We start from the raw sequence: 21,888 nt of genomic DNA on the forward strand, positions 1-21,888 counted from the left end.
CAATCCTTGTTTGTTACTTATTTCATCGGTGTGACTTTTTCAGCTCTAGCATCAAGTATCGACACACATAACCAACACCAGATACGTAACCAATCACATTTTCTAGGGAAACCACTTCCAACCCCGCTTGCTGACAGAGTTGCTCAACTTCACTTTCGGTATATGCCGTATGCACGACCGATCCACTATAAGTATTTCGAGGCAAATCTTGTCCATCCGGATCGTGGTATTGAAAGCTGATAAAACATCGTCCATTCGCAGTTAGCTTATGCGAAATGCACTCCAGAAGTTGTTGAGGCTCTGCTAGAAACTCAGTAAAACCAAGTGCGGTGATAAGGTCGAAGGTTTGTTCAAACAAAAGGGAAAATGGCTCATCGAGATTATGAACCGCGACGCTTTGATAGAGGTTAGTTTGGCGCGCTTTATCAACCATTTTGGACGAGATGTCTAAGCCATGGATGGCGAGTTCTGGATAGTGACTTTTTACGACATGGCCGATACTGCCAGTCGCACAGGCTAGGTCGAGAACCGAGCCTTGCTCGATGGGAAAGGTTTTTAACTTCTCAGAAATCCAACGTGGACCGACGTAGTGACTGTCATCCACCAACTTTTGATAACGATCCGACACATCATCATACATTTTTGCTACGTTCATCGTTTCCTCCTTGATAACCAGAACGATGCTCGAATGTAGCACGCAATAAGCATCTAGACACTTATTGGTTAACTAGTTCTTTATGGTATGTGACCGACTGGTTGTTTAGGACAACAAAAAAATCCGATACTCAATATTTTGAATATCGGATTTTTATAGCGTTATCGAGCTAACCAAATTCTCGCTAGTATTCCTATCGGAGTGGTAACGCCAGTTGTGACAGAGGAAATTTCACCATTTCTTAAAACATAAATGGTTGGGGTCACGCTAATTTTCCATTCGCGCATAATATCGCTTGAAGGATCGTTTATGTTTTCGAAACGATATTCTTTTGCCTGCATAAACTGCGCCACACGCTCATTTGGCCCTGATGAGCCAGAAACACCAACTAAGGCATAGTCATCACTCAGCCAGCTCACGCTTGGGCTTACAAATTTACAAGCGGGACACCAAGTCGCCCAAAAATAAACAACGACAGGTTGTTCATAACTTTGCGCGATTGCATCGAAGTGTTCACCATCGCTCAATACGGAGCTCAATGGTGGTGACTCCTGCTTAGGAATATCTTTAGTGCGATACCAATCCATCGCGATGGAAATGACGGTGACAATGAGCACCATCTGTACGATTTGAACGAGCCAATATCGGAATGTTCTACGCCGCTTTGTCGAACTCATTGAATAGATCCCCCACTCGCTTGCTTCACCGCACTTAAAACAACATCATCAGTCAGAATCACAGGTAACGGGATACCTTGTGGCGCTGCCGGGCCATAGACGATGTTAAACGGCACACCGTAACGCCCATGAGCTCGTAAAAAGTCAGTTACCGAGCCGTCCGGATGTGTCCAATCCCCTTTTAACGTCGCCACATTAGGGCTTCGCAGCAATGAGTAGACAGGATCTTGCCAGATCACACCGATCTTGTTCGCTTTACACGTGACACACCAATCCGCAGTGACATCCACAAACACCACTCGCCCATTATTGACGTTATCTTCAATCGCCGAGTTAGAAAGCTTCTGCCACGCTAAGTCCTCAGGAAGCGGTGTCGCCCATTGGTCGGCAGTGACACTACCAAGTACCAGGCCACCAGCTATCAACACTAATGACGCAGTTCCGGATACAGCAAGCGCTTTCTCACCATACACTTTCTTAACTCTTGCCATCATTACAACAAAAGCAGCCACAGCGATAAGTGCAATCCATAACATCGGTACATGATTTGCCATTAATGAAAGTAGCCAAACGCTGGTTGCCAACATCATTATGCCAAACACTATTTTAACGACATTCATCCACGAGCCAGGCTTTGGTAGTTTCAGCGCGATATTTGGAAACACAGCGACTAAGAGCCAAGGCAGTGCCATACCCAATGCTAATGCTGTAAAAGTTGCAAATAACGTTAATACGTCGGCACCCAAAGCAAACGCCACGGCCGTTCCTAGGAAAGGCGCAGAACACGGCGTAGCAAGCAAGGTTGCAAACATCCCTTGCACATAGTGTCCAGCTAACGAGTTGTCGCCTTTCGAGGCCAGCCATGTATTGGTACCCGATGATAGACGGATTTCAAACAGCCCCAGCATATTGGCCCCAAACAAAGTGGTGACCAACACCATCAAACCTAAGAACCAGGGGCTTTGAAATTGCACGCCCCAACCAATGGCATTACCTGTTAGCTTGAGCACCAAAATAAAACCAGCGAGAATCCAGAACGACGTTAATATACCAAGTGACGAGGCAACAAACTGAGCGCGAATTTGACGACGCTCGATACCTTGAGCGGCAACAATACTACTTAGCTTCATCCCCAAAACCGGAAGAACGCAAGGCATAATGTTAAGAATTAAACCGCCGAGCAACGCGAATAGAAAAACACTCGTTAGAGACGTGCTCGGCAGCGGTTCAACTATTGCCTCAGCAGTTGCTTGAGTGGTTTCTTCTGCTAGTAAATTGGTGTCTTTGATGGTCACAAACAGCGACTGTTCATCTAACGCCACATCGCCCAGCCAAGTATCAACGATATAGCTCGCGGTGACGATGTTTCCTTCTTGATGCATTCCTTCAAGCTTGAAGCTATAGTCTCGCGTTGCTTCATCGACGCCATCCACCAGCACTTGTGGTTGTTGCCAACCCTGACTGTTCTTTAGCTTGATTTGCAGTTTCGATTGGTTCGCATCCCAACTCGCCTGAGTAACATCAATAAACGGCGATGGCTGCGGCACATTGCTCACCGCTTGGGCGTAACTGAACATCACCTGCTCGTCGATTCGCAGCTCAGAAGGCAGGAAGGTCAGTTGAATTTGATAGTCCGTCAACACACAGATGGTGGTGCAGGAAGATAGCGTGAGCACTGCATCAATCGCGACGGGTTTCGACATATTGTCGATATGCAGCGTCATTGGGAACAAAGTGTCACCTTTGTAACCGAGAGTCTCAATGCCCAATAACTCGAACTTTTGCGGATATGGCCATTGCCAATCAACCTTGCTCAGGTTTTGCGAGTTTTGCCAATCTATCGATGGCGCGACACCACCCTCGCCCGGCGATCGCCAGTAAGTTTTCCAGTCTCCGGTTAACTTGACATCCAAATAACCTGTAAGTGTTTTGGCTTGCGGATCTTGTTGACCAGTGAGCACAAAGCGCGTTTGCACTGGAGGATGTTGTGGGTTGGTTAGCCAACCTGTATCAGTAGTTTGAGCTGAAATACTCAGAGAGAGCAAACTCAAAGCAAGCGTCATAAAAAACATGAACGCAAACTGAGTCAGTTTAGTAATTTGATTCATAGTGATTCCTAGTTAAAAGACAAAGGTGCTAAATAACTGACGCTAGTGGTCAGAAAGCACGCTTTTATTCTCGGAACACACAGAAAGTCAGATGGACTCGATACTTACGGCCTATCGGTTCCGTCCAATGTTGCGCACCAATATAGGCACTGCACAACCAAATTGCCGAAGCAAAAAGACCGACAAACAGAACAACAATAAATACATCGAGTTGATGTTGAGAAAACTGAATTAACTTTTCAGACAATTCGCACTTGCTAGTTTCTTTAGTATCAATCGACTTGACGCTCGAACGCTCATCAGCAAGTGAAACCGCGGGCGATTCCGTCTCATATTTCATAGAGCATGACGATGCAAAGCCTGAATTTTGCATCAGACACACAACGACCACCCAGCCAATAATCGCCAGTAGCCATTTTGCCCGCTTATGTGGCGTGTGATGTCGTTTAGTCAACAAACTCATAAGAATTCAGATAAAGTAAGAACGAAGAAGATAATACGCGAGTCGTCATAAAGCTCAAGTTGTATCCTCTAAATAACCTTAAGAGGCTTCACTCGGTAACCTTTAATCTAGCTTGCCATAAATATATGCCAACTCTGCGACGGTTTTTGCCGAGAACTTCTTCAATAGATTAGCTCGGTGTACTTCAACCGTTCGCATTGCTATGCAAAGTTCGTCAGCAATACGAATGTTGCGCTTTCCTTCAATAATCAAACGTAAAATGTCTTTTTCTCTAGGTGTGAGCGATTCATAAGCCGATTTAGCTGCTGCCATATCGAGGTTTGTGGCAGACTGCGCCTGTCCCTGCAAAATGGCTCGTGCCAGTTCATCGCCTTTGACTGGTTTTTGGAAGAAATTGACCGCCCCAGCTTGCAATGCATCGACCGCCATCGGAACATCACCATGCCCTGTCAGATAAATAACGGCTAACGGGCTGTTGGCTTTATTTAAAATTTGGTGCACTTGCTGACCACGAAGGTTGGGCATTCGGCTATCAAGGATCACGCATCCGGCCTGATGAATGTCCACTTTATCGAGAAAAGATTGCCCATCAGCAAAAGTCGTCACGTTGAAGTCATGCTCTTCCAGCATAAAAGCGAGCGAGTCACGCACCGATTCATCATCATCGACTACAAAAACAGGTAGCTGCTTTTCACCGCTGCTCATTGAATGCTCCTATGCCTAGTTCAGATTAGTTTTGATATGGAAACACAAGCTCAACCAAACAACCATGTGGTGCTGTCGAGCTGATGACAAACTCGCCACCATGCATTTCCATCACATCGCGACAAATGGCTAACCCCAGCCCAAGCCCTTCTTCTTTGCTACTCACAAACGCTTGAGTCGGATTCTCTTGCTGCAACCCTGTACCATTGTCTAACACTCGAATGGAAAGTTGATTGACTTGGTAGTCACTATGCAGGGCAATTTTACCTTGATAACCTGACGAGTGATATTTCTCTTGGAACAAAGTACACGCATCAATCGCGTTACTGATCACATTAACTAAAACCTGTTGAACGCCCACAGCGTCGACAAGTACCGGACGGACGTTCCCTTCTATACTGGTCACAATCGAAATATTTTGCTTCTTCATTCGAAAATGGAGCAACTCAATCGTGTCATCAATGAGTACTTGAGGATCGCACGGCGCTTTGTCGACACTACGCTTGCGGATCAACGTTCTTAAGCGCTGAATAATTGCATCGGCTCGTTCAACTTGGCCCTGTATTTTCTCAAGCACTGGGACAATATCTTCATGAGGGCGCTTTTTGGCCAAGCGAAGTAAACCGCCTTCACTATAGTTGCGAATGGCTGCCAGTGGCTGATTGAGTTCATGGGCAAGACTAGTGCCGATTTCTCCGACAATCGCGACCCTTTGTGAATGTTCTAACTGTTCACTTTTCTCTTTTAATCGTAACGATGTCTGCTCCAACGCTTGCTTACTCTTGCTAAATCGATACTCAAGCCAAAAGTGGTACGCGTTCAACACAATCACAAACATGAACAGCGCCCATGCCCATTCTTGATGACTACGCAGCCAGCGTAGAGCCTCACTCCACCAGGGTTGTTGCAACGGATGGAGATCCAACGCCTGATAAAGTTTGTCGATGCTCAGCAAGCTGACGGGGGACGTCCAACCTGACGCGCCTGCCGCAATAACCGCAGGGTGTTCAGGTGGCATCGCTAACAATACTTGCGCAATCTGTTTGGCGATCTGAGCTGAGCCGCGCTCTGTTTTGGCAAATGACCAGTTAGGATAAAGCGGTGTGGAAACAGCGCATAACGAGTGCTCATTCGGCTGTTGATTTAAAACTCGGTAATTACCCGGTTGTAAAAGCCCTTCACTTAACATCTGTTCCAATAAACAAGCAGGGACGACGGCCGCTTCCACATTACCATCACGTAATTGATACAGGTTGGCATCAATAGGAAAACCAAGATAGCGGACATCGGAAAAGAAATCGTTTGGATTAAGCCCCATTTTGACTATTTGATAGCGCATCGTGAGATAACCACCAAAGGCTTTTTCTGATACCGCCGCAACGGGACGTCCTGAGACATCTTGCACCGTTTGATAACTTGAATTGGCTCGAACCACAAGCGCCGAACCAATGCCATAATTCGAGTTTTGTGGGGCTCTGCTGGTTAGCGTTGCCATCCACGACAGCGCGTATTGCCTGCCCAATCGCACTGCCTGACCTGGGTTGGTTAAGATGAAATCCATCTTCTGAAACTTCACCGCTTCGCCCATTTCATCCAAGTTAAGGGGATGAAGGACAAAATGCACATCGGAAATTTGCTGATTGAGCCAATCAATGGTCGGTTGCCATCTCTGCTCGGCATAAAGATGACCGCGTATCGCTAACACGCCCACTTCGACTTTTTTCTTGACCTGTGGCTGCTCTGCTTTTTGCTCTTGCAGATCTGCTTGTTCAGAAACTGCGCCGTGAGCCAAAGATGCAAAGGCAACTAAGCAAAGAATCCAAAGCTGAAGCCACAGTGCTTTTTTCATGATGAGTCGAATCGTTCCGTCAAGAGAGTACGACAAGAATAACAGCTACCTTCCCTAAACCACATTTGTTTTAGATCAAGTTTGATCTGAGTATGTGGAAATCCACAATATAAGCCTCGCAGTGCATTTCTCACAATGGAATCAGTCAATTCAAATACAACAAAAAAAGCAGGTGAGTTATGGATTCCACCAAACGTCGCTTTCTCAGCGCGGTCACAGCCGGAGCCGCGTTAATTCCAGTCGCAGGCATTGGCACGGCAACTGCGGGAAACATTATTCGAAATAACCAGTCCGCTGACCGAAAAGGACAAGTCGGCAAGCGTTATGCCATGGTGATAGATTTGCGTAAATGTGTCGGATGCCAGGCTTGCACTGTGGGTTGCAGCATCGAGAACCAAGCGCCTATCGGTCAATTCCGAACCACCGTAAAGCAATACGAAGTTACGTTAGATGATGGCTCTACCACGCGAGAAGCAAAAGCCTTTATGCTACCGCGCCTTTGTAACCACTGCGATAACCCACCTTGCGTGGCAGTGTGTCCGGTTCAAGCAACCTTTCAGCGCAAAGATGGCATTGTCATGGTGGATAACAGCCGCTGCGTCGCCTGCGCGTACTGCGTACAAGCTTGCCCTTACGATGCTCGCTTTATCAATGAAGACACCCTCACCGCAGATAAATGTACCTTCTGTGCTCACCGTCTAGAACAAGGTCTATTGCCTGCCTGCGTGGAAACCTGTGTTGGCGGAGCACGTGTAATTGGTGATTTGAATGATCCATCAAGTGAAGTCCGCCGCTTAATTGCGAAGCACCAAGACGATATCAAAGTGCTAAAACCCAATGAAGGCACCAAGCCACACGTGTTTTACATCGGCATGGATGAACGCTTCACCAGCCACATCGACGGACAACCTGCTATTTACGACCCACAGGGAGAGCGCGCATGAACATCACCGAAGTGTTAGTCCAACCTCAAGCGATGGCTTGGCTCCCGTGGGCAGTGCAGTATTTCTTTTACATCGGCTCGGCTTATGCGGCTGCTGTTTTATTCCTAATCGCCCTATTATTTGAAAAACACACCAGTCACAGACTGCGCGCTGCGCTTGTGCTGACGCTGGCCATCGGCGCCATCGTGGGGCCATTGGCGTTAACTGGCGACCTTCACCAACCGGGACGCGCATGGCATTTTTACGCACACATCACTCCGTGGTCATGGATGTCTTTGGGGTCGCTTTTCTTGCCTGTTTTCTCAGGTTTAGCGGTAGTGACTGCATGGCTGTATCTCCGCGAGGATCTGATCAACTTACGTAATCAATCAGGGAAAGTACTGCCTCTAATTTCAAAGCTGTCACTGGGTGACTGGGCGCTCTCTCGTAGAGTCATGCTTATGGTATCTGTTATCACGGTGCTATCAGGCATCACCATTGCAGTCTACACAGGCGCTGAAATTGCAGTCGTTAAATCGCGCTCTTTATGGCACCAACCCGCGTCGCCGGTTCTTTGGTTTGTCACTGCATTTATGGGCGCGGTCGGGTTGTCTCTGCTGATTTGGTTACTGCTGCCTAGTCAGTCAAAGACGCTGACATCTGGCGATACTAATTTACTGAAAAAATCAGTGGTTACCAGCGGTGTATTAACGCTGATACTGCTACCGATTTGGGCATCCAACAATTCCGCATTTTCGCTCTATTCTAGCGAACAATGGATGCACAACATTGCCCTGATCACTTTTGTCGTTTTAGGTTGTGTTTTGCTCGCTTTCATCTTCTTGCGCGATACCAAAAAGTCCGCATCAGCCAGATTTCGTCACGTCATAGGGCTCAGTTTTGTGTCTGCTGCCGCACTGGCAAGTGCATGGCTGATTCGCTGGTTTACCATCATGGAAGTGCAAACCATCGCCAAGTTCGATGCAGGGCTGTATCCATACCAACTCACTATGGATGGAAATGGCTGGATAGGCATTATCGGCATGCTCGGATTATGGCTTGCACTGGCACTGCTCGGCTCAGAGCTGGTTCAACCCAAACAAAATATCGAAGTAAAAGCCTCATCACTCACCTTAACTGAACGCTAATCAAAGAGGATTTCATCATGGATAACAAACGCCGTCAGTTTTTGAAATCAGGCATTGCAGTGGGTGGGCTTGGCGCATTCGCTGCGGGTTACGCCACCACCACCAAACACATGGTCGAGGGTGCGCTCGAAGGCACTGCGGGAGAAAAAACGCGTGATATTCACCACGGTAACTCGCTTGAACCAGAGTACACGGTCAACAGCAAAGGCAACCTAATCCCTAATCCAAATCAGCGCGTTGCGCCATCGATGTGCTTTGGTTGTTGGTCACTGTGCGGATTGCGTGTACGCATTGATAACCGCAGCGACGATATTTTGCGTATTACTGGCAACCCATATCACCCACTCTCTCATCAGCAACACATTCCGTTCGAAACGCCAGTCAAAGATGCTTATTTAAGTTTGGCAGGAGAAGCGGGCCTTGACGGTCGTTCAACAGCATGCGCACGTGGCAATGGGATGCTAGAAATTCGCAACAGCCCGTACCGCATTACTCAGCCACTGAAACGAGTTGGAAAACGCGGCGAAGGAAAATGGATTCCGATCAGCTACGAGCAATTGATAGAAGAAGTCGTAGAAGGTGGTGATTTATTTGGTGAAGGCCATGTTGATGGCTTACGCGACATTCGCGATTTAACAACGCCCGTTGATCCTGAAAACCCAGAATATGGACCGAAAGCCAACCAATTGTTAATGACCAACGCCGGTAACGAAGGCCGAGACGACATATTCAAACGCTTCGCGTTCAACAGCTATGGTACACGTAACTTTGGGCATCACGGCTCTTACTGCGGCTACGCATTTCGTGCTGGCAGCGGCGCATTTATGAACGATTTAGATAAGAACGCGCACTTGAAGCCAGACTTTGATAACGCGGAATACATCATCTTCATCGGTATGTCACCAGCTCAAGCGGGTAACCCTTTTAAGCGTCAGGCGCGCCAACTCGCCAATGCGCGAACAGAAGGTAGCTTGGAATACACCATCATCACACCAAGTTTGCCTGCTGGTTCATCGAGCTTGGCTGCCGGTGACAACAACCGCTGGGTACCAATCAAACCAGGCACCGACTCTGCCCTCGTGCTTGGCATGATCCAGTGGATCATCGAAAACCAACGCTACAACAAAACCTTCTTAACCCAACCGGGGGTGAACGCAATGAAACGAGCTGGCACCGCGCACTGGTGTAATGCTACGCATCTCGTGATAAGCGATAATCAGCACCCGAGAAACGGCACGTTTTTACGCGCGTCGGACTTGAATCTGCCATTCGAGGGCGAAGCGTTGTCTGACTCCGACCCGTACGTCATCGTGGATGAGCAAAGCGGCGAATTTGGTGTTCATACCCAAGCTGAGGAAGCGGCACTGTTTGTCGATAAAACGGTTTCGCTTGCATCGGGCGAAGTGCGCGTAAAATCGTCTCTACATAGACTCAAAGAAGAGGCGTTCAAATACAGCCTTGCGTTCTACAGCCAACAATGTGAAATCCCTGTCGAACAAATTGTTGAACTAGCAAAGCGCTTCACCAGTCACGGAACAAAAGCGGTGGTCGATACCCACGGTGGCAACATGCACACCAATGGGTTCTATAACTCGTTTACCATCATGATGCTCAATGCGTTGATTGGTAACATAAATATGAAAGGCGGCGCGATGGCCAAAGCGGGTGGCTACCCGACTTCCGCTGCGGGTCCTCGTTACGACTTCACCAAATTTACTGGCAAAGTCGGCCCGAAAGGCGTCTTTTTGTCGCGCAGTAAATTCCCCTACCACAAAACCAGCGAATACAAACGTCGCGTTGAGGTAGGAAAATCCCCTTATCCAACTCGCGCGCCTTGGTATCCGTTTGCCGCGCCACTGCTGACAGAGCACCTATCTGCGGCTATTGATGGTTATCCATACCGCGTTAAAGCGTGGATCAATCACATGGCGAACCCAATGTATGGTGTACCCGGTTTGAAAGCGCTGCTGGAAGACAAGCTTAAAGATCCAAAACAACTCGGTTTGATTGTGTCTGTTGATGCCTTCATTAACGAAACCACCGCGTTGTCGGATTATATTGTGCCGGACACGGTCACCTACGAAAGCTGGGGTATGGCAACGCCTTGGCACGACGTTCCGGTGAAAACCGTCACCGCTCGTTGGCCGATTGTGGAAGCGCGAACAGAGAAAACCGCCGATGGTCGTTCGATTTGCTTAGAAAACTTTTTGATTGATGTCGCCAAGAAAATGCAACTAGGCGGCTTTGGTGACAACGCGATTCAAGATGCGCAAGGGAATTGGCACGCTCTCCACAGCGCTGAAGATTTCTACTTACGTTCCGCGGCAAACTTGGCTTATGTGAAAGGCGGGGTGCCTGAAGTTTCGGCAGAAGACATTGCGTGGTCCGGCCTAGAGCGTTTAATGCCAGCCATGCAGAAGACGCTGACAGCGGATGAGACGAAACGTGTGGCGTTTATTTTTGCTCGCGGTGGACGCTTTGAAAATGCAACCGAAGCGTATCAAGGTGAGCAAATGAAGCACAAATGGACACGACCTGTTGCGATATGGAATGAACGTGTCGGCAGCGCGAGAAACACCATGACCGGTGATTTCTACACCGGTTGCCCGACATGGCATCCGCAAAAGCTGGCCGACGGCACACCAATGGAAGACCAGTTCCCAAGCTCGGAGTGGCCATTTAGCTTGACGAACTTTAAATCCAACATTCACAGTGCGGTGTCCAACCTATCGCCAAGGTTGAACTCGATTAAAGGCGTAAACCCAGTGTACATCCATCCAATCGATGCCGAGCGCGCAGGCATTAAAACGGGTGATGAGTTTGTTATCGAGACACCATCTGCAAGCACCAAAGCACTTGCGATGATAGTCAGCGGGATTCGCCCTGGCACACTCGGATTTGAACATGGGTTTGGTCATACCGAGCTAGGACAACGCTCGCACTGGATCGGCGATAAACAACAACCCGTAAAAACACGCAGCCAAGATGGCGTCAATATTAACGACATTGGCTTAATTGACCCTACTCGAGAAGGCAAAGGCGTGTTGTTGGATTGGGTAGTGGGCGCGGCGGCACGTCAGTCCCTGCCAGCCAAAATCCGCAAAGCGTAACGCCGCACGTTAAGACGTCTCTACCACTTAGAGCTGCCGATTTGTGCAGCTCTTCACCACTTTGTTTTTATCGCTTATAGAACAACCAATAAAAACAAATACGGCCATTTACACTTATTAAATATGTGGAAATCCACAATACCTTTCATTATTGACAAGGCCGACAATATCGTCCATGTGACTACCAAGTAGCACTTAGACATATTAATAAAAATTAAAGTGAGTCAGCATGTCAAAAATTCTTCCAGTGGTGGTGGCCTGTTTGTTAGCAACCACTATGGGCGCAAGCGCCTCGTCTATTCCGGAAAAAGCCAGCGTATGTAGCGGTTGTCACGGCCAAGATGGCATGGGACAGCCAAATATCGCGCCGATGATCGCTGGTTTAAACGCGAATTATCTCAACACTCAAATCGAACTATTCCTTAGTGGCGAACGCCAAAATGTGGTCATGCAAGGCATGGCGAAGGAACTCAGCGATCCCGCAGACCGTAAGGAAGTTATGGAGTACTTTGCTAACCTCCCGAGCTATGAGTTCACGAATCCAGAACAACGCGGCGACCAAGCTGATATTCGTAACCCGTATCGTAAATTAATTTTCCAAGGCGATTGGGATAGAAATATTCCAGCTTGCGCAACTTGTCATGGAGCCAGCGGTATGGGCGTCGACAAGTTCCCTCGCCTCGCAAGCCAACATGCTGATTACTTAAAAACGCAATTGATGGCATGGAAAAACGGCACTCGCAGTGGCGACCCGCTCAATATGATGGGGACCATCGCAAAAAATCTCACTGACAAAGAGATCGAAAATCTTGCTTACTACTTTGCCTCATTACGTTACTAGGAGCAGTCATGAAACGTTTCTATTCTTTGTTCGCACTGCCTTTCATTTCTACGCTCGTACTAGCTAGCGATCCATTACCGGACCGCCAGAAAGAGCTACCTGCGATAGAAAAAGAAAATCACGGTGAATACTTAAAACCGCGTGATCTCAGCACAATCCCAAACACCGCATTTGGTGAGCAAGTAAAACGCGGTTACTCGCTCTTTGTTAACTCACAACAAATGCGCGGAAAATACGTTGGCAACGAACAAAACTGTGTGAACTGCCATATGGAGGCAGGACGAAAAGCAAACGCTGCGCCACTGTGGGCAGCTTACATGGCATACCCGGCATATCGTAAGAAAAACGATCGCGTAAACAGCTATGCTGACCGTATCCAAGGTTGTTTCGAGTATTCCATGAACGGTAAAGCGCCCGCTTACGATTCGACAGAAATTGTTGCCCTTAGTGCTTACGCCTACTGGTTAGCGATGGGCGGCTTGCTTGACAAACATGGTATGGCGGATGAACCCATTCCAGAACTAGACGCAAAAACGTTGCAAATTGGTGGAAAAGCAAAAGACTTCCCGTTGCCCGAAGCCATCGCACAAGCATTACCAATTGAAAAGCGGGGTAATCTCTCTGGGCGTGGCTACCCAAAAATCGCCGCCCCTGAGCAAGAACTATCAATAGAGCGAGGCGCATTGGTCTACGAAAAGAACTGTGAAACTTGCCATCGCGCCGACGGTTCAGGCATCAAAGACACCAACGACCATTCATACATTCCACCACTTTGGGGCGAATATGCGTATAACTGGGGCGCAGGTATGCACCGGATTAACACAGCGGCCTATTTTATTTACGAAAACATGCCGCTTGGGAAAAGTGTGCAGCTGACAGAGCAAGAAGCTTGGGATGTCGCAGCATACGTCAACAGCCATGAGCGTCCACAAGATCCTCGATTCAAAGGCAATGTCACCGCAAACGCGGAGAAATATCACCAGCACCAAGGCTATTACGGCAAAACGCTCAACGGTACGCAAGTCGGCTCCAATGCCTTTAAGAGCGGAACGGTCAAGTAAAGTACAACTAAGTACCTTAAATAAAATGCTCTTTTTCCCTGCTCTGATTATCTGGGCAGGGTTACTTACCCTTAAAAACAAGTAATTACCCCCCTCCACAGACAAGCAATATCACATTATTTTCGACTTCCAACATACTCATCTTCGCCGTAAAATCTTGTACCAAACGCGACTTCGTTTATGTCTTAGATCTCCCATATCCTCTAATGCCAAAAGTAAGAAACTCGTAAACTCCTGAATCAAAACAAGCGTGCCTAGTGAAAAAAGAGTATTCTTAAAGCAAATGAATCTAAAACCTACCCGATGAGTATTCAACCTAATTCCCGTCAGTTAATTTCATGCGAAGAGTGCGGCCTTGTTGTTCGCATTCCCGATATCGAACAGGGGCAAAAAGCACAATGTCCTCGATGTTCGCATTCGCTGACTAAAGTGAATGCCAAGCCTTACCAAAGCGTGATCGCCATATCATCGGCATGTTTGATCATGTTAGTGCTAAGCATTTCTTTCCCTTTTATGTCGTTCAGCGTGCAAGGGTTGTCGCAAGAAATCACCTTGTTGCACGCTGCCAAAATGCTGGCTGAGTTTCAAAATGTGCTTTTGGGTGTGCTGCTACTCGCAACAGTTATCGTTTTGCCTGCAATCTATGTTGGTCTCATTCTCTTTCTTCACCTTGAAGCATTAAAAGCACGTAAACATACCCCCTCTAAAAAGCAGCAACGAATGGCAAAAGTTTTATGCCGTCTTCTGTTTCGAGTCGAACCTTGGTTAATGGTGGATGTATTTTTGATTGGCGTGTTGGTCAGCTTAATTAAAATCGCTTCCCTCGCAGACATAGGAATGGGCACTTCATTCTGGGCGTTTTGTGTATATACCGTTCTGGTAGTCAAATGCATATCAATGGTCGACAAAAGCTGGCTCTGGGGGCACTTTATTCCAGCTATCGAGCTACCTGATGTAAAAGAGGGTGATACGCACCATAACCACAACCATATTGGTTGTCATACGTGCCACCAGCTCAACCCTATTGAAGCTAACAAACACCAACACTGCATTCGTTGTAAAAGCCCTATTCACAAATACAACCCCGCAGACAATTTACAAAAAGCTTGGGCGCTTTTGTTTGCTTCAATCATTTTCTATATCCCTGCGAACCTCTACCCTATGATGTACACCGTAAGCCTTGGACATGCAGAAGGTTCGACTATCATGGAGGGGGTAATATTGCTTTGGCATTTAGGTTCTTACCCTATTGCGATGGTAATTTTCTTTGCTAGCGTATTTATTCCAATGGCGAAAATGCTGGCACTCGCGTGGCTGTATTACAATGCGCAAAAAGCGCGATATCTTCCGCACGAAGAGAGTATTTCACGCTTAAAGATCTACCGCATAACTGAGTTTATTGGCCGTTGGTCCATGATCGATATCTTCGTCGTCGCGATCTTAGTTGCACTGGTTCAGCTGCAAAACTTAATGGCGATTTATCCAGGTCCTGCTGCGCTCTCTTTCGCGGCAGTGGTCATTTTTACTATGCTTTCTGCAATGATATTTGACTCACGTTTGTTGTGGCAATTGCCACAAAACGAAGTGCAGGAGCCGATTTCTGACAACTTAAACGAGAAAGCCAAATATGAGTGATGAGAACAACGTAACCGCTCAAATAAAACCGCAAAAGCAGATTTCTGCGATATGGATTGTCCCGATCCTTGCGCTAGCCATGGGAGCGTGGATGCTGTTCCAATATATCAACAGTACAGGCCCACAAATTACTCTCCAACTGCCAACCGCAGATGGGATTGAGGTTGGCAAAACCGAAATCCGAGCATTGAATGTAAAAGTCGGACTGATTACTGAAGTCACTCTCAGTGAAAATTACGATCACATCATCGCTAAGGCACAAATGAACAAGGATGCAGAACGCATGCTGCGAGATGACACCATGTTTTGGGTTGTGAAGCCTCGTATTGGCCGTGATGGCGTTTCAGGTTTAGAGACCTTGCTCTCTGGCGCTTATATCCAACTTCAGCCGGGTAAATCTAAGATAGAGAAAGAGCGCTTTACGGTCTTAGATGTTCCCCCAGTCGCCTCTCCTGATGCAGAGGGGTTACGCCTTGTGTTAACACACCGCGAGGCTGGTAAGCTAGGCGTTGGTGACCCCGTCATTTATAAAGGCTTTACGGTTGGTCGTGTAGAGAAAACCAGCTTTGATGTTGACACTCGCAAAGCGTTATACCAACTCTTTATTTTCAAGCCTTATGACAGCTTAGTGCGCACTCGTACCAAGTTCTGGCTGAATTCTGGCGTAGATTTACAGCTCAACGCTGAAGGGTTCGAAGTCAAGTTTGGCTCATTAGAGAGCATGCTAACGGGTGGTGTTACCTTCGATACCGTTCCAGGTCTTGAATCCGGTGAACAGCTCACTGAAAATATGGTCAACTTCCGCTTGTACGATGATATTAAACAACTTCGAGAAGGCATGTACGATGATTATATTGAATTCGTTATGCTTTTTGATGAATCGGTACGAGGACTTAAACGTAAGGCACCTGTCGAATATCGAGGCTTGAGAATTGGTACTGTGATGCGTGTACCAATGCGACTTCCAACCCCAGAAGAGAACTTTTCTGCGAAAAAAATCCCTGTATTGGTACGTATCGAGCTCGGCCGTGTTTATGGCGATTTCCAATCCCAATCTTTACCAATGTTAAAAGATAAATTGAAGAGTGAGTTTGCTAAAGGCCTACGTGGTACTTTAAAAACAGGTAACTTATTAACAGGCGCACTGTATGTTGACGCCGACTTCTATCCAAATGACGAGCCTTACGTACCGAGTAAGTTTGCTGATTTAGATGTTTTCCCAACTATGCGTGGTGGTTTTGCGCAGGTTCAGCGCCAAGTGAACGACTTCCTAAATAAGATTAATAACTTACCGATGGAAGAAACGCTAGATTCTCTCAATTCAACGTTAAAAACGTCTGAAAAAACGTTAGCTTCAGCAGAACGCGTGGCGGACAGTATTGATAAACTTTTGAATCAAAAAGAGACGCAAGAGATCCCAACAGATATTCGCCGAAGCTTACAGCAATTACAAAAAACACTCGATGGTTATGGGCCCAACTCAACCATGTACAGCGAAATGGAAGCCACGCTAAAAGAATTAGAAAGCGTGATGACAGAGTTTAAACCCGTACTTAAACAGCTAAACGAAAAGCCAAACTCTCTCGTGTTTGGAGAAGATGAAATCAGTGACCCAATACCAGTTAAAGGCCAAAACTAATGAAACGAGTATTCTTTCTGTCTATCGCGCTATTTGTCGGTCTAACGGGTTGCAGTAGCGCTCCGCAAACTAAAGGAGCTATGTACCTTCTACCTAAGGCGGAACCAGTGACGCTGAGCTCTTCTGATATCGCTCAGCGCCCAACTTTAGTTGTTCGTCCAGTGACATTGGCGAGTTATTTGAATGATAATGGCATTGTTTATCGAACCTCTGAGACCCAAGTTATTCAGGCAAAACACAATCAATGGGCGCACAGTATTTCTGAGCAAATCACTCAGAGAGTTGTCGCGGAACTACGTCAAAAGCAAAGTCATTACTGGCCGACTGAAATGAATAATCTGTTGGATCAAAGCGGTGAAGCCAAACTACAGCTTACGTTAAATAAATTTAATGGCAGCTACAAAGGTAATATCGAAATTGAGGGAGAATGGTTACTCATTAATGCCGAAGGTAAGGTCGAAAACAGTGCGCCAATACAAATCTCAAAGCCGCTTCAAGATGAAGGCTATGAAGCGCTCGTCAACGCTTTATCCATAGGCTTAGAAAGCCTAACCTCAGACATTGCCAAACAACTCTAAGTCAATGTTAATTACAGGGAAGCAAGTTGCTTCCCTTTTTTATGCAGAGTGTAGCGACTTCTACTAAGCTGAAAGCTGACGAAAAGCCGAAAAGCCGAAAAGGAAATTGGATGAAACCATGTAACCTGCTATCACTCTCCTCACTCATTCTTGTATTACCTACATCAGTAGCGCTCTCAGCCGAGACACAAGAATCTCGTTGGCGAAATAGCATAGAAGTGTACATGCTAGGACTGAATATCCACGGGGATACCAGTATTGGTCGCTTTTCATCAGAGGTGGATGTCGATCCTAAGTTCATCGTAGACCACCTCGATATTGGGGCGATGTTGCGATTCGAGAGTATTTACCAAAGTAAGTGGGGCTACTACATAGATTATAGTTTCATGAACTTAAGTGGTGATGTTAATAATATCAAGGGCGCTCTGCCTAACGCTCGTTATCGTGCGGACATCGAAATACGGCAAGGTGTTCTAGAAGCAAAGGCATTCCAACGCGAACAATATTCATTTGGTAAACTGGATTATATGTTTGGATTACGTTGGTGGGACAATGACATCACCGGCAAGCTGTATCGTAATGACAACCGGGTACTAGAAGATAGACTGTCATTACAAGAAGATTGGGTCGATTTTTTAGTTGGCTTGCGACTCATTGATGAATTGAGCGAAAACTGGCGATTTCATGCCAGCATCGACGCCGGACTTGGCAACGATACTCACTTCACTTATGCCATTCAAACTGGTGTTCGTTATAGCTTTAACGAGTGGTCTGATCTCAACTTAGCTTACAAGTCGACCTGGGTTGATTACAAAAATGAGGGAGTATTTGAATATGATACAGCTTCTCAAGGGCTTTTAGTCGGACTTGGCTTTTACTTTTGATCAGGTGAAACCCTAGCCTATATTCAAGCGTTGTAACGTGTACTAGCTCTAGGTACACGTCTAGTGTCGCGTTACAGATGCTTAAATAAGGCAAATTGATCTTCATCAGACTATAAATTGCTCTTCGGTGTTACTCTCTGTCGCAAAATGTAAAACCCCACTCTATGACCTCATATAGGTCTTATTGATAAGGTTCCCGAGTAGCAATGTCGATTAACATTTCCGATTTAACCACCGCCCTAAATAAGGTGGAGCATATTCATAAAGTTCAGCTTGAAAACGTACATCAGTTCTTCAAAGCAAACGAAGCTTTTTCGTTGCAAACATTCAGCCAGCTGATATCCAGCGACTCGCTTGATGATCGATTTAAAACCATCGATAGAGCGTTCTCTTTGCTTGGTGATGCAAAAACCTACCTTTTAGAAGTGTCTTACCTTATTAAGTAAAAAAGAAAGCCCCGATAAAATTCATTATCGGGGCTATCATTTTCTATCTAAACTACTGATTTACAATTTGTAACGATCATCAATTACCGTTAGTTCTGGGAAGGTTTTACCCTCGTCCATCGCTTCTTCTGTCTCTTCTTTTACTTGGTTATCAATCCAGAAATTACCGATATCCATTGGATGAAGCACCCATTCTGTCGCTTTTGTCATGCCGTTTTTAGGAATTTTAACCCAGCGCCAATGAGCAACTCGAGAATAAGGCACCATGTAGCCAGGAACGATGATATTTGCTTTGCTGACATAGTTTTGGATTTGATGCGACAAGTCGTAACGCTTCTCCTGATCAAACTCAGAGTCATACGCTTCAATTAACTTGTCTAGCTCAGGGCTGCTGTAGTTGGTGTGAGCATTCGTTTGTGGTCGATTTGCATTATCCGAGTGTAGGTATTCCCAATACGCAGGGATCTCACCAGAGCCCATATTCAAAAACGCTAGCTGATGCTTTTTCTCAAGAATGTATTTAAACGCAGATGAGCCATCCACCAAGTTTAAGGTGAACTCAAGACCAGCAAGTTTCGCTTGCTCTTTCAGGTATGCAATACGCGGTGTCCAAGAGTTGTATCCGTAGGTGATGGCAAAGCTCAAGCGTTGGCCCTTGTCGTTAACACGAATACCATCTGCGCCCACTCTGTCAAAGCCCGCTTTTTCGAAGTGTTTAACCGCCGCATCAGCATCAAACTTTGGCGGTGTATTGTTAGGATCATCGTATTCGCCATGACCAAAGCCGAGTCCATGCGGTTTACGTGAATAATCTCCACGCATGATGTTTTCAATCATGCCGTCATAGTCAGTGGCTGCCATAACACCTTTACGCACTTCTAGGTTATCCAACATCGGCATCGCTGTGTTCATCCAAAGACCACCAGCTCCTTGCGGTGCTTCGTTAAAGCCCCAGTACTTTTGGATATAGCCTTTTTTGTACACATCACTATTGGTTTTGTCATGCCAAAAGCTTGGTAGCACCATCTCAAAGTAGTCTAAGTTGCCTTTCTCAAAGTGCTTCATGGCAATATCAGGATCGCGAATTACCTTAATGCGAACCTTTTCAACGTTATAACGGTTTTTATAGTAGCGGTTGTTGTATCCCCACCAATCTTCACCGACATGTTTGAATGTCACGCTCTTACCTTTCTTCACTTGATCAATGTAGTAAGGCGCTGCGGTTGGCTCAGATTTAAAGTTAAACTTTCTGACGAAGTTATCAGGCATGCCATCGTTATTTGCGTCCTTTTCTCCTTCAAAGAAGTGTTCAGGACGAGGCTGAAAACCATTACTTGGCATGTTAATCATAACCATAAGTGAGTCATGACTTTGAGCTACAGCAAGATTGACTTTGATCGTGTAGTCATCAATTTTTTCAACACTCACAATACTGTTTGTGAAGAAGTCGTTATACCACGGGTCGATAATGTCTTTTGACGTGTAGTACTTCATCATAAAGACGTAATCATCTGCTGTAATTTTTTCACCATCTGACCACTCGGCCGTTTCGTCGAGTTTAAAGAATACGGTTTTGTTGTCCTCTCCAAATGCCCATGACTTAGCAAGTTGAGGGATCCATTTGCCAGTATTTGGATGACGCTGAGCCAGTTTTGGTGAACCATCCATTAAGTATTGGCGCAAACCTGAGTTCGCATCTGGACCAACACTTCGTAATGTTTGCGGAAAGCTCTGAATGTAAGTGCGATAGGTGCCACCTCGTACCGCCTCTTCAGAGGCAAATAGAGGTTCGTTGTTGTTTGAAATCCATTCGATATCAGCTGGCAATTCTGCCGCACTCAGTTGAAAACTGGCAGCGGTCAGTGTTGCTAGTACTGAAAATGGCAGTTTTTTAGTCATGTTTCTTCCTTGTTGTGTTTGCGCACTAAGGTCGTAACAAGGAAGACAGCGTGTGAAAGCTCACAGAAAGCTGCGATTTAAAATACGCAGATAGGAAATAATAGGAACGTAATATGAAGTGACGTCCTGCCAGCTTCTATATTAATTTCAAAGAGTTTCACTAGGTCATCCTAGACCTTACAACGCAGTGAATGCATCTTCGCCATAGTATTCTTTAGATATTTGTAACGCAAGCCATCAATAACACATGATTGCATTTTCGAGGCATCACAGTGAGTTATGTTACAAAAGTGTGATCAGCATAGTACCAAGCCCTACTTTACTCAGAATAAACCGCAGAACCTTTATCTCAATTGGCCCCGATATACCAGTTACAGCGAGTAAGTGATCAGACATAGCTGGTTAAAAGGAATGGTTGTTTACCGCGATCAGTATTTTCATTCGATATAAAAAGTGAGGCATCTTAGCCTCACTTTTCTCCATACAATCGAGACAGTGCTTACATTTTAGATAAGCTCTCATTGATCGACTTCAGCACTTCTGCAGGATTTGACGCTTGAGTGATAGGGCGACCAATCACAAGATAATCTGAACCTGATTGGATAGCGTCTACTGGCGTCATGATACGGCGTTGGTCACCTTGTTCTGAACCAGCAGGTCGAATACCAGGGGTCACTAATTTAAATTCTTGGCCTAGTTCGCTCTTCAGTAGTGAGGACTCTTGCGCTGAACATACGACACCATCTAAGCCCGCGTTTTTGGTCAAGGTTGCTAGACGAATCACTTGCTCCTGAGGCGCAACATTCAAACCAATACCAGCTAAATCACTTTGTTCCATACTGGTTAGTACCGTTACACCGATAAGAAGTGGACGATCTTTACCATATGGCTCAAGAATTTCACGTGATGCCGTCATCATACGCTCACCACCGCTCGCGTGTACGTTCACCATCCATACACCCATTTCAGCCGCAGCGCGAACTGCTTTCGAACAGGTGTTTGGAATATCGTGAAATTTTAAATCTAGGAATACCGAGAAACCACGTTTATGGAGTTCACGTACAAAATCAGGACCAAATAGCGTAAACATCTCCTTGCCAACTTTTAGTCGGCATGACGCAGGATCAATTCTATCTACAAACGCAAGTGCATCTGCTTGGTTATCATAATCCAGTGCGACAATAACTTTTTGGTCGATCATTTCATCTCCTAACTGTTTTGGTTCTTATTAAATAAAAAGTTAAAAAAATGCAGCGGACAGAAACTC

General features: G+C 46.2%; 18 protein-coding genes. 10 read left to right on the forward strand and 8 right to left on the reverse strand.

What is annotated here, in order from left to right; translation table 11 throughout:
* Window positions 1–22: 22 nt before the first annotated feature.
* The 6 genes from H9L11_RS01250 to H9L11_RS01275 all read right to left on the reverse strand — a co-directional run bounded on the left by H9L11_RS01250 (window position 23) and on the right by H9L11_RS01275 (window position 6,457).
* Window positions 23–655 (reverse strand): class I SAM-dependent methyltransferase, encoded by a 633-nt coding sequence (locus H9L11_RS01250; protein ID WP_005376705.1) that lies wholly within the window; start codon window positions 653–655, stop codon window positions 23–25.
* A 161-nt stretch (window positions 656–816) separates the two neighbouring features.
* Window positions 817–1,332, reverse strand: coding sequence for a protein disulfide oxidoreductase (locus H9L11_RS01255; RefSeq protein WP_205390945.1), 516 nt, complete (start codon window positions 1,330–1,332; stop codon window positions 817–819).
* The gene (locus tag H9L11_RS01260; RefSeq protein ID WP_205390946.1) at window positions 1,329–3,440 is read right to left on the reverse strand and encodes a protein-disulfide reductase DsbD domain-containing protein; all 2,112 of its coding nucleotides are present in this window, start codon (window positions 3,438–3,440) and stop codon (window positions 1,329–1,331) included. The genes H9L11_RS01255 and H9L11_RS01260 overlap by 4 nt, the downstream gene beginning before the upstream one ends.
* Before the next feature lie 64 nt (window positions 3,441–3,504).
* Entirely contained in the window at window positions 3,505–3,903 is a 399-nt protein-coding gene (locus H9L11_RS01265) for a hypothetical protein (protein WP_005376702.1), read from the reverse strand.
* Between the two features lie 102 nt (window positions 3,904–4,005).
* Complete coding sequence (locus H9L11_RS01270; RefSeq protein ID WP_047103388.1) at window positions 4,006–4,608, reverse strand: response regulator; 603 nt, start codon at window positions 4,606–4,608, stop codon at window positions 4,006–4,008.
* A 25-nt stretch (window positions 4,609–4,633) separates the two neighbouring features.
* Window positions 4,634–6,457: a sensor histidine kinase gene (locus H9L11_RS01275; RefSeq protein ID WP_205390947.1), complete on the reverse strand. Its 1,824-nt coding sequence runs from the start codon at window positions 6,455–6,457 to the stop codon at window positions 4,634–4,636.
* Between the two features lie 179 nt (window positions 6,458–6,636).
* Between H9L11_RS01275 and dsrO the strand changes: the two genes are divergently transcribed.
* The 10 genes from dsrO (at window position 6,637) to H9L11_RS01325 (ending at window position 18,722) form a co-directional block, all read left to right on the forward strand.
* Window positions 6,637–7,401 carry a sulfate reduction electron transfer complex DsrMKJOP subunit DsrO gene (dsrO, locus tag H9L11_RS01280; RefSeq protein WP_205390948.1) on the forward strand — a complete coding sequence of 255 codons (765 nt, stop codon included), beginning with the start codon at window positions 6,637–6,639 and terminating at the stop codon, window positions 7,399–7,401.
* Entirely contained in the window at window positions 7,398–8,528 is a 1,131-nt protein-coding gene (nrfD, locus tag H9L11_RS01285) for an NrfD/PsrC family molybdoenzyme membrane anchor subunit (protein ID WP_205390949.1), read from the forward strand. The genes dsrO and nrfD overlap by 4 nt, the downstream gene beginning before the upstream one ends.
* Window positions 8,529–8,545: 17 nt before the next feature.
* The gene (locus H9L11_RS01290) at window positions 8,546–11,638 is read left to right on the forward strand and encodes a tetrathionate reductase subunit A (protein WP_205390950.1); all 3,093 of its coding nucleotides are present in this window, start codon (window positions 8,546–8,548) and stop codon (window positions 11,636–11,638) included.
* Between the two features lie 229 nt (window positions 11,639–11,867).
* Complete coding sequence (locus H9L11_RS01295; RefSeq protein WP_017821653.1) at window positions 11,868–12,479, forward strand: c-type cytochrome; 612 nt, start codon at window positions 11,868–11,870, stop codon at window positions 12,477–12,479.
* 8 nt (window positions 12,480–12,487) lie between these two features.
* Window positions 12,488–13,540 carry a c-type cytochrome gene (locus H9L11_RS01300; RefSeq protein WP_205390951.1) on the forward strand — a complete coding sequence of 351 codons (1,053 nt, stop codon included), beginning with the start codon at window positions 12,488–12,490 and terminating at the stop codon, window positions 13,538–13,540.
* Window positions 13,541–13,843: 303 nt separating this feature from the next.
* Complete coding sequence (locus tag H9L11_RS01305; RefSeq protein ID WP_205390952.1) at window positions 13,844–15,175, forward strand: paraquat-inducible protein A; 1,332 nt, start codon at window positions 13,844–13,846, stop codon at window positions 15,173–15,175.
* Complete coding sequence (gene pqiB, locus H9L11_RS01310) at window positions 15,168–16,814, forward strand: intermembrane transport protein PqiB (protein ID WP_085569764.1); 1,647 nt, start codon at window positions 15,168–15,170, stop codon at window positions 16,812–16,814. The genes H9L11_RS01305 and pqiB overlap by 8 nt, the downstream gene beginning before the upstream one ends.
* A complete protein-coding gene (locus H9L11_RS01315) occupies window positions 16,814–17,392 on the forward strand; it encodes an ABC-type transport auxiliary lipoprotein family protein (RefSeq protein WP_005376681.1) in 579 nt (192 codons plus the stop codon). Before pqiB ends, H9L11_RS01315 begins: the two co-directional genes overlap by 1 nt.
* 110 nt (window positions 17,393–17,502) lie before the next feature.
* Window positions 17,503–18,276: a hypothetical protein gene (locus H9L11_RS01320; RefSeq protein WP_205390953.1), complete on the forward strand. Its 774-nt coding sequence runs from the start codon at window positions 17,503–17,505 to the stop codon at window positions 18,274–18,276.
* 206 nt (window positions 18,277–18,482) lie between these two features.
* Window positions 18,483–18,722, forward strand: a complete 240-nt coding sequence (locus H9L11_RS01325) for a hypothetical protein (protein WP_033905728.1) — start codon at window positions 18,483–18,485, stop codon at window positions 18,720–18,722.
* A 60-nt stretch (window positions 18,723–18,782) separates the two neighbouring features.
* Here H9L11_RS01325 and H9L11_RS01330 read toward each other — a convergent pair whose 3' ends face one another.
* Together H9L11_RS01330 and pyrF are read right to left on the reverse strand one after the other, a co-directional pair.
* Window positions 18,783–20,621: an extracellular solute-binding protein gene (locus H9L11_RS01330; RefSeq protein WP_205390954.1), complete on the reverse strand. Its 1,839-nt coding sequence runs from the start codon at window positions 20,619–20,621 to the stop codon at window positions 18,783–18,785.
* A 499-nt stretch (window positions 20,622–21,120) separates the two neighbouring features.
* Complete coding sequence (gene pyrF / locus H9L11_RS01335) at window positions 21,121–21,822, reverse strand: orotidine-5'-phosphate decarboxylase (protein ID WP_017821659.1); 702 nt, start codon at window positions 21,820–21,822, stop codon at window positions 21,121–21,123.
* Between the last annotated feature and the right edge of the window lie 66 nt (window positions 21,823–21,888).

It is taken from the genome of Vibrio sp. sp1, assembly GCF_016920955.1.
Taxonomy (GTDB): Bacteria; Pseudomonadota; Gammaproteobacteria; order Enterobacterales; family Vibrionaceae; genus Vibrio; species Vibrio alginolyticus.